The sequence below is a fragment of the Parapedobacter indicus genome (assembly GCF_900113765.1).
Taxonomy (GTDB): Bacteria; Bacteroidota; Bacteroidia; order Sphingobacteriales; family Sphingobacteriaceae; genus Parapedobacter; species Parapedobacter indicus.
On record NZ_FOQO01000002.1, the window covers coordinates 418,153 to 430,375 of the forward strand.

A 12,223-nucleotide genomic window follows, 5' to 3' on the forward strand; every position below is an offset into this window, starting at 1 on the left:
TAGTTAGTTATCTGAATAAATAGATTTTTTCTTCTTCATGTAGATATATAGAAATCCAAAACACACAATTAATACAGCCGGTAGTATGGCAACGATCTGCAACGTAGATGCACCTGCCTGCATTTTTACCTGTTCCATTAGGTCCAGCGACTGTACTCCGGCACTTTGCAGTTGATGTTCTGCAATTGTCAATTGATCTGCGTAGATTCCTCCCATAATAGGCAATACCAATGCAGTAGACATCAACCCGGTTCCGCCCATGATTGAAAGCCCAAGCGGACCTGTACGGTACAGATTTTCCGCAATAAATCCGATCATGGTTGGCCAGAAAAAGCAGATTCCAACAGCAAATACACCAGCGGCGGCAAAGGCTGTGTAACCCTGTGCATAACCTAACCAGAGTAATCCGGCAAAAGCAAATACCGCAGAGACGAGTAGCAAACCCGCAGAAGAGAAAAACGTAAGCACAAAGCCGGCATTGGCCCTGCCGATGGCCATGATGCCATTGATAAATACCAATAGCAATATTGAAGGAATTCCCAGGCCGGATAACAATTCAGCGATCCATTGATTGGTGCCCAGTTCCGTGGCAGCGGTTAACAACATGCAAAATACCATCAAAATAAATAGGGGATGGAAACATGCCTTAATCATCGCGGCATTCGAAATGCCCAGCGTTACCCGTTCAGATTTAGGAAAGACTTGCTTGTAAAACATCACGCCATAAATTATTGTTGGAACGATCATTACGGCCATCTGGATTTTCCAGTCGACAGCCGCCAGGGAGAACAACCATGCAAGGACGCCACCGATTACAATGCCCCCGGGGAACCAGATATGCCAGTCGTTAATTTTCTTTGTCTTTTCGGATGGATACATGCTGCTTACCATCGTATAACTGGCTGATTCGATAAACCCGTTGCCTATTCCAACCAGAAGGGTAGAGAAGAAAAGTGGCCAATAACTACTGGAAAATATGGTTAGGATAATTCCAAGAAAGTGTGCGCAAAATGCAAAGAGATACATACGGCCAAGACCCAGCCAATCACAAAGCGGTCCGCCAATGAACATCGCTATCGTAAACCCCCAGAAAGCGGCGGCGGCTATTTGCCCTACGGCTGTTGGATTCAGATTAAACTCATTACCTATCGTTCCGAGTAATCCGGCCCTGATTGAGAAAGTCATTGCCGTAACCACCAATGAAAGGCAGGCGGCATTATATAACCTTCTTTTGTTCAACTCAATATTCATAAAAAAGCAATTGGTTTACTTGACAATATTACCTGTAATTTAAAAGCACAATGTTCACATTGATTCAGTGAATAAAATTATACAGCCGCGTACGCAGCTGTTCCCTGAAACAGATTGTGTGACATCGGATGGGGGGTGTTTTGGGCTCAGCGGATTTTCGCACTGACCATGCCTCTCCGCTCCCGGAAGTCTCCGGGTGTGCAGCCGAAATGCTTGCGGAACACCGTAGCAAAATACTGGCTGCTGGAGAAACCGCAGCCATAGCCAATGTGGCTAACGGTTCTATTGGGGTATTTAATAAGTTGTTCTGCCGCAGCTTTAACCCTTAAATAATTAAGGTATTGCATGGGGCTGTTGTTGGTGAGTTGCCTGAAATAATGAACGAACCGGGTAATTCCCAATGCGCAGTGATCGGCCATAGACTCCAGTGTCCAAGGTTCATAAAAATTCATTTTGAGATCTTTAATGAATAACCGGACTGTGCGGATGCTATCCGTGAGGGATTCATTGAAATGTGCGGACCCCTGTCTGAGAGCGCTCAGCATATGCATCAGTAATTCATTGACATAAATCACTACCCACGACTCATTTGCTGCGGTTCTGTCATTTTGGATCAGTTGGGCAATTTTCAGAAAACAGCGTTTCATTTCTGCGTTGCCTTTCCAGACGGGCTGTTCATTTTGCCGAAGCATTTTCGAAAGCTCTTCCAGGTCCTTTTTGTTTAATAATATCCAGGATGGCCACTTCCATTCCTGATGCGGGTGCCGTACCCCGACATCCAGGATAAGCCAATGCAGTTTACCCACCCCGATATTCGGATTGCCTACTTTATGAAGCTGCCAGGGCCTTGTAATTGTAAAATTATCTGAAGTAAGCAGAAACTCATCGTCCTCTACCGAAAATGACATACTTCCGGTTTCCAGAAAAGTGATTTCGATCCCTTCATTTCGGTGGTAGCCAAGCCCCCATTCCTGCGCATGGTGAGCGTCCCAAAAACCAATTGTATTGATTCCGGGCAACACTTTGTCACTAACACCATACCCGGGATAACTTAATTTTGCCCAAGCTTCCAGTTGTACCTTACCATTTTGCCAGGCAATAATAAGGGGGTCACAGGAGTCAGACCGGTAAACTTTTCCATACTCCCGATACGTCGCATTTTTTGTTCTCATGGTTTATAACTTTTGGCTTCTAAATATAGTCAAAAACTGGTTTCGACAGAACAATTCCGTACATTCTATGGGAGAATGTACCTAAATACTTCGCTAACCCGCATCAATCCCAAATCCCTTTTTGCCAACGCTGGTCGCGTCAAGGTATCGTGCTTCCCCTATACCTACAAGGCATTGTTTACAAGTGTAACAGATTTAACCGATGCAGTTGTTCATTTTATTTCAGTGAAAGAATTTGTACAGACGGAACCAGATACGTCGACCACCGACTGAGATTCCAACGTCCCGCAAGCAGCCTCGCGCGAATTTCCGGCAGTTTTACTTAATTTAAGAGAAACATAATTCATTGATTTTGGTATGCTATTTATCAGCTTCAATGGCTATATCTTCGTCTTATATGGGAATAGGCTAAGCGTTGGATTCGGTTTGACAGTTGTATATGCACAGCGTTTTACCTAAGTTTGCAACCGCTTTATTTATGCGCTTTTAATCCAGATGACAGAACTGACGAATCCGATTACGTTAGCTGATTTCCATGCTGTGCTCTTTGACGGTAAAGGGGTCGAATTGCCGGGAAGCATGTCGGATCGGGTCACCCAGAGCCACAACTTTCTCAAGCATTTCGCTAAAGACAAGATCATTTACGGGGTGAACACCGGCTTCGGTCCCATGGCACAATACCGGATCGACGAAGCCGATCAAATCCAACTGCAATATAACCTGATCCGCAGCCATGCTACGGGCATGGGTGACATATTGGACCCTATTTATGCGAAATCGACGTTATTAGCTCGCCTGCATACGCTGTCGCTCGGCTATTCAGGGATACACCTCAACGCTGTGGAATTGATGGTAGCAATGCTAAACCGTGACATCCTACCCGTTATTTACCAGCACGGCGGTGTAGGAGCCAGCGGCGATTTAGTACAGCTGGCGCACCTGGCACTGAACATGATCGGTGAAGGAAACGTCATTTACCAAGGCAAAGAAATGCCTGCTGCTACCGCCCTGGCCAATGAAGGGCTGCAACCCATGCAGGTGCATATACGCGAAGGGCTCGCCCTTATCAATGGCACTTCAGTCATGACGGGTATTGGTATCGTTAATGCAATCTATGGCAAGCGATTACTAAACTGGTCCATCGCTTGTTCCGCATTGATGAATGAACTGGTGCGTGCTTATGATGACCACCTTTCCGAGACACTTAATGGTGTAAAAAAACACGAAGGACAGCAGCGTGTCGCCGCACGCATGCGGGAAATCATTGCCGACAGCCAGTTGATCCGCAAGCGTCACGAACACCTATACAGTCGAAAGGTGGAAGAAAACATTTTCAAAGATAAATTACAGGAATATTATTCCATCCGCTGCGTACCGCAGATATTGGGGCCCATATGGGATGCGCTGCAGCATTGTACCGCTACGCTCATCGAAGAGGTTAACTCCGCAAACGACAATCCCATCATCGATGTGGCTTCAGAAACCGTATATCATGGAGGCAATTTCCATGGCGATTATGTTGCCTTCGAAATGGACAAGCTCCGTATCGCCATCACGAAGTTAACCATGCTGATGGAGCGGCAATTGAATTACCTCCTCAATTCATCATTGAACGAAATATTGCCCTCGTTTGTCAACCTGGGGAAACTCGGACTAAATTTTGGTATGCAAGGGGCCCAATTTACGGCAACATCTACCACTGCCGAAAACCAAACACTGGCTACTCCGATCTATACACACAGCATCCCAAACAACAAAGACAATCAGGACATCGTCAGTATGGGAACCAATTCAGCTTGGCTTACCAAAAAGGTAATCGACAACGCGTACGAAGTACTGGCCATCCAATTGCTCACGCTGATACAGGCCGTCGAAGCGCTGGAATGTGCGCCACTCCTTTCGTCAAAAAGTAAAAAAGTTTATACAGATATCCGATCAATTGTTCCTATCTTTAAAGAGGATATGGTTTTATCGCCTTATTTGGCAGCGATAAAGAACCATGTAAAAACACATGAATTAATTCACTAAAATCTAAAGCCATGAAAGTAATCCTTAGCTGTTTGTTGGGATTGGTGGTCTCTCTGGTGCATGCACAAGAACTGGCCTTGGTTAAGAAAGACAAAAAAATCGGTTACATCGACACCCAAGGGAAGCTGGTCATCGCCCCCACCTATGCAAAGGCGGAGTCATTTTCGAATGGCTTGGCAGCGGTCTTCATTGACGGAAAATGGGGGTACATCAATACAGCTGGGGAGGTCGTTATCGAACCTCAATTTGATAACGCCAAGGCCTTCCACAGTGGCATAGCCGTCGTAGCAAAAGAAAAGAAGTGGCAATACATCGACAAAAACGGCCAACCGGTAGAGCTGCCTCATTCGGATAAGCTGTATGACTTCAACAGCCAGGGGCTGGCCATTCTGCGGGAGAGCGATTTGATAGGACTTATGGATACAAAGGGAAATATGGTTCTTAAGCCCACGTACGCCGAAATTAAAGCGTTTGAACACGGGTTCGCGAAAGTGAAACGAGGTGATAAATGGGGGATTATATCCCAAACAGGAAACGCCGTCATCCTGCCCGAATACGATGAGATCGACATCTCGGGTAACGGGGTATTCGTGGCCCGCAAGGGCACGGCCTTCGGCGTCATTGCTAAGGGTGGTTCGTTCAAACACGTAAAAGATGCGACTAAAATATGGCCATTCTTAGAAGGTGAGACATTGACCTATGCACGGAAAGACGACAAATTGGGCTTTATCAACACACAAGGTGAATGGGTCGTTGAGCCCAAATTTGAAAAGGCAAGGGCCTTTCGCAATGGCCTTGCTCCGGTCTACCAAGATAAAAAATGGGGGTATGTAAACGCACAGGGCGAACTGGTTATCCAACCCGAGTATCCCGATGCGGAGGTATTCAGTTTGGACGGATTGGCTCCGGTGAAGGTGGACAAAGAATGGGGATTCATCGATAAATCCGGCGAACTGGTTATACCGGCCGAATATGGTATTTCCGTGGCGCTCATTGGGTTTTTAACCAGCGGCGAAGACAAAGGGTTCATTGATGGCCGGGCACGGGTAAAGCATAAAGGAAAGTGGGGATTTATCGATACCAAAGGCCAGGTACTCGGCAATGCGTGGTTTGACAATGCAGAACCTTTCGAAAAAGCGAATTGATGGAGCGTAAGAACTATGCATTAGTAACCGGAGGTTCGCGGGGTATTGGCAGGGCCATCTGTATAGCGTTGGCCCGCGACCTCAATTATCCGGTATTGATTAACTACCAGTCAAATGCCGAGGCCGCTGAGGAGACCAAGGCAATCATTACCGCAAACGGTGGTCAAGCCGAGCTGATTCGCTTCGATGTAAGCAATCCGGCGGAAACCCGGGAACAGTTAACCGAATGGAAAGACCGGCATCCCCACGGTCTGATTGAGGTCATTGTCAACAATGCCGGCATCACACGCGACGGGCTATTCATGTGGATGGAGCCTGACGATTGGAATCAAGTAGTGCAGACCAGCCTAAATGGGTTTTATCATGTCACTAAATTTCTGATTCAGGACCTGCTCCGCCACCGGTATGGACGCATCATCAATGTCACCTCGGTATCGGGTGCAAAAGGAACAGCCGGGCAGACTAATTACTCTGCTGCCAAGGCAGGCCTTATCGGGGCCACCAAGGCACTGGCGCAGGAAGTGGCCAAACGCAATATCACCGTCAATGCGGTGGCTCCCGGTTTCGTCGAAACCGACATGACCAGCGAATTGGATGAAAAAGAGCTGAAAAAATTAATACCTTTAAACCGTTTTGGAAAAGCCGAGGAGGTCGCGGATCTGGTATGCTTTCTTGCATCCCGAAAGGCTTCGTACATTACGGGAGAGGTAATCCATATCAACGGTGGAATTTATTCGTGAATGGAACGGCGTGTAGTTATTTCGGGAATGGGTATTTATTCGTCACTGGGCAAGAACCTCGCCGAAGTGAAGGAATCGCTCTATCTGGGCCGTTCCGGAATTGTTTTCTCACCCGATCGCAAAGAATTTGGATACCGATCGGCTCTCACCGGTTTCGTCGAAAAACCTGACCTGGCAAAGGTGCTCTCCCGCAGGCAACGCATCAGCATGGGAGAGGAAAGTGAATATGCGTACGTGGCGACGCGCGAGGCACTTCAGAACGCTAAAATTGAGGAAGCATTATTTGATGAACAGGTCATCGGTCTGGTATACGGCAACGACAGCGTGTCTCAAGCAGTGATGGAATCCATCGATATTGTGCGGCAAAAAAAAGACACCATGCTGGTGGGTTCCGGCGCCATTTTCAAGTCGATGAACTCATCGGTCACGATGAACCTTTCCACCATCTATCGCGTGCGTGGCATCAACATGACCATCAGCGCGGCCTGTGCCAGCGGCTCACATGCTATCGGCCTGGCGTATCTGTTTATCAAACAAGGCTTGCAGGACTGTGTGATCTGCGGAGGAGCCCAAGAAACCAACAAGTATGCGATGGCTAGTTTTGACGGTTTGGGCGTATTTTCGGACCGCGAAGACCAGCCGACCAGAGCCTCCCGCCCGTTTGACCAAAACCGCAATGGATTAGTTCCGGGTGGCGGTGCAGCTACGTTGGTTCTCGAAGAATACGAATCGGCTGTCCGACGCGGGGCACCCATCTTAGCGGAGGTACTCAGCTATGGTTTTTCATCGAACGGCGATCACATCTCAACCCCCAATGTGGAAGGCCCTATACAGGCCATGGAAATGGCTCTACAGCAGGCAGGCCTCGCTCCGGGCGATATCGAATACATCAACGCTCATGCCACGTCTACTCCCATGGGTGACGCCAATGAGGCCCGTGCATTAACGCAACTGTTCGGCTCGGCTCCCTACATCAGTTCGACTAAATCCATGACGGGGCATGAATGCTGGATGGCGGGAACCAGCGAAGTTGTCTATTCGCTGCTCATGGCGCAGCATGGATTTATCGCCCCGAATATCAACCTGGAAGAAGTGGACGAAACCGCCAAGAACCTGAGTTTGGTAAAAAATACCATAAACCAAAATTTTAATGTATTTTTGTCAAATTCTTTTGGATTCGGCGGGACAAACTCCGCTTTAATTGTAAAAAAACTGTAATAGCGCAGCATTAGCCATGAGCAGGGACGAGATTATTGATACTACCAATACGTTTTTAATCGAAGAATTTGAGGTGGAGTCGGAGGTTATTCAGCCGGAAGCGAACCTGAAGGAATCGCTTGATCTGGATAGTCTGGACTATGTGGATCTGGTTGTCATTATCGAATCGAATTTTGGCATTAAACTGGAAAGCAAGGATTTCACCAACGTCCATACCTTTGACGACCTATATGATTTAATCGGCAGTAAGCTGCATGCCATCGCCTAATCACATCCAATGGCTGAATGGGAAGGGAAGTCCAGAGGAACCGTTTCCGGTTACCGAATATTTATTTTCCTGATTAAGTACGCGGGGATTAATGTCGCATACCTGCTGTTGGTATTCGTTTCCTTTTACTACGTGATCTTCTCGCCCCGGCAAACCAAAGCCATCTACCAATATTTCCGCTATCGTCGCCGAAATAACGCCATCCGCAGCCTCGTAAACACCTACCGGAATTACTTTGTGTTCGGACAAACCATCATTGACAAGGTCGCGATCACCGCAGGGCTGGAGCACAAATACACCTATGAATTTGATGGCATCGACCACATCCGGCAGCTGGCCAAAGACAATAGCGCCGGCATCCTCATCAGCGCCCATGTGGGAAATTTTGAGGTATCCCAGTATTTCATGGGGGAATTTGACAAGCAAATCCACCTGGTTACGACCGACGAGGAGCAGCGCGCTATCAAATCGTACCTTTCCAGCATCATGGCTACCCCTAGAACGGGCTTTATTGTAGTTAAAGATGACTTGTCGCATGTTTTTGCAATCAACCAGGTCATTGAACAAAAGGAAATGATTTGCTTTACGGGCGACCGTTTTGTAGGAGGAAGCAAAACGTTGATGTCCAAACTCTTCAGCCAGCCGGCCCTTTTTCCGGCGGGCCCCTTCCTGATCAGTTCACGGCTCAGCACTCCCGTGCTTTTTGTCTATGTGATGCGCGAACGAAACAGGCACTATCACCTTTATGCACGCAAGGCTGTGTTCAATCATCGCGATGCGCAGTCGTTGCTAGAAGCGTTCACGCAAAGCATCGAACAAATTTTAGCAAAATATCCTTTGCAATGGTTTAATTATTACGATTTTTGGAAAGCTTGAAAAAAGTCGGGAAGTCCAAAGCTGACTGCTGATAGCCAAAGCCGATGTCAAGAATCAAGAAATGAAAAAAGTCTTAGTCGTATACTATACCCAAACCGGGCAGCAAAAGAAAATCCTGGATCACTTATTAGCTCCATTGGCGGATGACCCTGAGGTAAGGCTTTCCTATCATCGGATACAACCGGTTGTCGACTATGCTTTTCCTTGGGACGGCATCCGTTTTTTCGATGCCTTTCCCGAATCATTCCTGCAGATTCCTTGTGCACTGGAGCCAATCGACCAAGAGGTTCTTCAGGAAGATTATGATCTGATCGTTTTGGGCTATCAGGTGTGGTACCTCTCCCCTTCCATTCCTTTTAACTCGTTTCTGAAGAGCGACGAAGCGAAGGTATTGCTAAACGGTAAACCGGTGGTGACAATCATCAACTGCCGCAATATGTGGGTCATGGCACAGGAAAAAGTAAAAAGGGCGCTGCACGAAGTCGGCGCCAATCTTGTAGGAAACGTTGCACGGGTAGACCGCCACCTCAACCACATCAGTGTCATTACCATTGTGCACTGGATGATGAAGGGCCGAAAAGATTCCTATTTGGGGCTATTTCCCAAACCCGGGGTTTCCGACAGGGATATCCATGAATCTCGCAAATTTGGTACTACCTTGCTGCCGCATCTCCGGTGTGCTGATTACACTTCGCTGCAGTCCGAATGGGTCAAACAGGAGGGTGTCCGCATCAAACCGGTACTCGTCTTTACCGATAAGCGGGCCAACATGTTATTTGCCAAATGGGCCAAACTCATCCGGAGTAAGGGCTTGCCCGGTGCTAAATCGCGCAAACCCTGGCTCAAAGCCTTCAACTATTATTTGCTTTTTGCGATATGGGTACTCGCCCCTATCGTGACTTTATTATTTTTAATACTACATTTGCCGTTTCTTTCCCTTGTTCGGAAAGAAACAAAGTACTATCAGTCGATTCAATTAAAAATGCCCAGGTAATGCCAAAGGTATACATTAATGCGATAGCGAAGTTCTTACCGAATGACCCTGTTCCCAACGAACGCATGGAGCAGGTACTGGGTGTGGTGAACGGTGTTCCCTCCCGAGCACGTTCCATCGTACTCCGCAATAACCGGATTACATCCCGCTATTATGCGATCGGAAAGGATGGGCAACCTACACACAATAATGCGGAACTGACCGTACAGGCCATCAACCAATTGATGGAACAATCTGGTACGGACAAAAGGGAGATCGATATCCTTTCCTGTGGCACTTCGACACCCGATCAATTGCTTCCCTCGCACGCCAGCATGGTACACGGATTATGGCAAAATAAGCCCATGGAGCTCAATTCTGCTTCGGGCATCTGCACGTCAGGCATCAACGCGCTCAAATACGCGTACATGGCGCTCGCCACCGGAAGTGCCCGGCAAGCGGTCTGCACCGGTTCCGAGCGGGTTTCATCGTGGTTACGGGCAGACAAGTTTATCAACGAATCCGAGCGGCTTGCCGCCCTCGAACAAAACCCCATCATTGCCTTCGAAAAAGACTTCCTCCGCTGGATGCTGTCTGATGGGGCTGCGGCTATGTTGTTGACTACCCAACCGCTGTCATCAGGCACCTCGCTTGCCATCCATTGGATTGAAGGTATTTCCTACGCCCATGAACTGGAACCCTGCATGTACGCGGGGGCTACCAAGGTCGATGGAAAGCTTTTAGCCTGGAGCGACTCTGCTCCAAATGAGTGGCTCTCGTCGTCCATCTTTGCAATCAAACAGGATATCAAATTGCTCGAAGCCTATGTGATTCCCAAAGGTGTGCAAAGCATACAGGAAGTATTGCGCCGCCATCACGTGGACGCACGCGATATCGACTACTTTCTTCCGCACATCTCATCCTATTTCTTCAAAGATCGATTATCGGAAGCCTTCATCAAAGCTGGCATCGACATTCCCGAAGAAAAATGGTTTATCAACCTGCATCATATTGGCAATGTAGGCTCGGCTTCCAGTTATATCCAATTGGAAGAGCTTTTCAACAGAAAAACGCTTCAGCGTGGAGAAAAAATACTGCTGTCCGTACCGGAAAGCGGAAGATTTTCTTATGTTTACGCACTGTTGGAAGTAACCTAATGATATGAGCCTGATTTCATCACAAGAGGCAATCTGTAAATTGATACCGCAACAACCGCCGTTTGTATTGGTTGACAAGCTCCTCGAATACGGAGATGATTACATTGTCTCCGGTTTTGAAATCCCCAAAGCGCATGTATTGGTAAACCGCGATGGCTTTTTGACGGAGGCCGGGGTGGTTGAACATTTTGCCCAAACCATCGCTCTGCACCAGGGATACGATTATTTTCTACGCGGAATGGATCCTCCGGTCGGCTATATCGGCTCCATCCGGGATTTTGAAATCGTCCGGCTGCCCAGTAGCGGCACTGAGCTTCGCACCCATATCCAGATTTTACAACGTCTGTTTGGCGTTACACTGGTTCGCGGGGAAGTCAGATTGCGCGAACAGATGATCGCTGTCGGCGAAATGCGAACCGTTATAGCCAAAGACCTTGAATAAGCACGCTTCATTCCCGGATATTGAAGAACTCATCCCCCATCGGCCACCGATGGTGATGGTCGATCGTGTCGTGACCGTAGACGGCTTCAAAACGGAGACCAGTTTTGTGGTACGCCCCGACTGTTTGTTTGTACAGAACGGAACGTTGTCCGAGATGGGAATGCTGGAAAACCTTGCCCAGACCAGTTTCATTTTTCTAAACTATTTTTTCATTCGACCAAACGAAGTCCTATGGGATAAAGAAAAAGACAACTTGGGTGTGATCAGTACCATCCTCGACCTGGAAGTCCAGAAGTTGCCCAACGTAGGGGATCAACTGCTGACCTGCACGCACACCGAGCTTGTTTTTACCTCAGATTTTTTGAAAATTTGCAACATTCAGGGCCGGGTTTCGGTAAATGGCGAAACGGCCTTGCAAGCATCCATGAAAATGCTCCTGCAAACGGAGGACCAGTGAGGGATACATGAAACCTGCCATGTCAGCGCCTGACACAAAAGGCGATGAAAATGCAGGTTCCATGAGGCCACTAAGGATAAATTATATTCGAGTGAAAAAAAACGAAGTACCTCAAGATGAAGGGAGCCTGGCAAAGAAAAATGTCCATGAGCTCTGCTATGCCGTTGATGAAAATGGCCGCTACACCACCGTCCCAAGTCGTGGATGGGAAGTCAAGACATTGGCCCTTAACGAATCACTTGAACTGATCGAAGAACGAATCGCTGCCACCAAAAGTGCTGTCATCGCCGGAGAACTTAGCCCGATCGCCTATTTCATGGAGCTAAACCGAATGGATATCCCACTACTGGCCAGTTACGTGGGGATACATCGTTGGTTTGTCAAACGGCATTTTCACCCGAAGCGCTTCCAAAAATTGAACAAAAAAACGCTCCGAAAATACGCAGATGTCTTTGGCATCACCGTTGAAAAATTAACGTCGGGCGTCTGCTAAGAC

The 12,223-nt window shown here is 47.7% G+C and carries 13 protein-coding genes; 11 read left to right on the plus strand and 2 right to left on the minus strand.

The genetic code is table 11. From position 1 onward, the window contains the following. Positions 1 to 3 precede the first annotated feature (3 nt). Both BMZ56_RS05360 and BMZ56_RS05365 read right to left on the minus strand, forming a co-directional pair. On the minus strand, positions 4 to 1,251 hold the full coding sequence (locus BMZ56_RS05360; protein ID WP_090625149.1) for an MFS transporter: 1,248 nt from the start codon (positions 1,249 to 1,251) through the stop codon (positions 4 to 6). A gap of 146 nt (positions 1,252 to 1,397) precedes the next feature. Then, positions 1,398 to 2,423 (minus strand): AraC family transcriptional regulator, encoded by a 1,026-nt coding sequence (locus tag BMZ56_RS05365; protein ID WP_090625152.1) that lies wholly within the window; start codon positions 2,421 to 2,423, stop codon positions 1,398 to 1,400. Between the two features lie 495 nt (positions 2,424 to 2,918). Between BMZ56_RS05365 and flxA the strand changes: the two genes are divergently transcribed. The 11 genes from flxA to DarG all read left to right on the plus strand — a co-directional run bounded on the left by flxA (position 2,919) and on the right by DarG (position 12,220). Next, positions 2,919 to 4,451, plus strand: a complete 1,533-nt coding sequence (gene flxA / locus BMZ56_RS05375; RefSeq protein ID WP_090625157.1) for a flexirubin biosynthesis tyrosine ammonia-lyase FlxA — start codon at positions 2,919 to 2,921, stop codon at positions 4,449 to 4,451. 11 nt (positions 4,452 to 4,462) lie between these two features. Next, positions 4,463 to 5,596, plus strand: a complete 1,134-nt coding sequence (locus BMZ56_RS05380; RefSeq protein WP_090625160.1) for a WG repeat-containing protein — start codon at positions 4,463 to 4,465, stop codon at positions 5,594 to 5,596. Then, entirely contained in the window at positions 5,596 to 6,336 is a 741-nt protein-coding gene (gene flxB, locus BMZ56_RS05385) for a flexirubin biosynthesis SDR family reductase FlxB (protein WP_090625163.1), read from the plus strand. The genes BMZ56_RS05380 and flxB overlap by 1 nt, the downstream gene beginning before the upstream one ends. Then, positions 6,337 to 7,554: a beta-ketoacyl-[acyl-carrier-protein] synthase family protein gene (locus BMZ56_RS05390; protein ID WP_090625165.1), complete on the plus strand. Its 1,218-nt coding sequence runs from the start codon at positions 6,337 to 6,339 to the stop codon at positions 7,552 to 7,554. Positions 7,555 to 7,570: 16 nt separating this feature from the next. Next, positions 7,571 to 7,822 carry an acyl carrier protein gene (locus BMZ56_RS05395; protein ID WP_090625168.1) on the plus strand — a complete coding sequence of 84 codons (252 nt, stop codon included), beginning with the start codon at positions 7,571 to 7,573 and terminating at the stop codon, positions 7,820 to 7,822. Between the two features lie 9 nt (positions 7,823 to 7,831). Next, on the plus strand, positions 7,832 to 8,698 hold the full coding sequence (locus BMZ56_RS05400) for a lysophospholipid acyltransferase family protein (RefSeq protein ID WP_090625171.1): 867 nt from the start codon (positions 7,832 to 7,834) through the stop codon (positions 8,696 to 8,698). Positions 8,699 to 8,759: 61 nt separating this feature from the next. Beyond that, positions 8,760 to 9,692, plus strand: coding sequence for a hypothetical protein (locus tag BMZ56_RS05405; protein ID WP_090625174.1), 933 nt, complete (start codon positions 8,760 to 8,762; stop codon positions 9,690 to 9,692). Further along, positions 9,692 to 10,828 carry a dialkylresorcinol biosynthesis protein DarB gene (gene darB / locus BMZ56_RS05410; RefSeq protein WP_090625178.1) on the plus strand — a complete coding sequence of 379 codons (1,137 nt, stop codon included), beginning with the start codon at positions 9,692 to 9,694 and terminating at the stop codon, positions 10,826 to 10,828. Before BMZ56_RS05405 ends, darB begins: the two co-directional genes overlap by 1 nt. Positions 10,829 to 10,832: 4 nt before the next feature. Continuing rightward, entirely contained in the window at positions 10,833 to 11,270 is a 438-nt protein-coding gene (locus BMZ56_RS05415; protein WP_090625181.1) for a hotdog family protein, read from the plus strand. Beyond that, complete coding sequence (locus BMZ56_RS05420) at positions 11,263 to 11,727, plus strand: ApeP family dehydratase (RefSeq protein WP_143072857.1); 465 nt, start codon at positions 11,263 to 11,265, stop codon at positions 11,725 to 11,727. Before BMZ56_RS05415 ends, BMZ56_RS05420 begins: the two co-directional genes overlap by 8 nt. Positions 11,728 to 11,818: 91 nt before the next feature. Beyond that, the gene (gene DarG / locus BMZ56_RS05425; RefSeq protein ID WP_090625187.1) at positions 11,819 to 12,220 is read left to right on the plus strand and encodes a flexirubin biosynthesis protein DarG; all 402 of its coding nucleotides are present in this window, start codon (positions 11,819 to 11,821) and stop codon (positions 12,218 to 12,220) included. Positions 12,221 to 12,223: the final 3 nt, after the last annotated feature.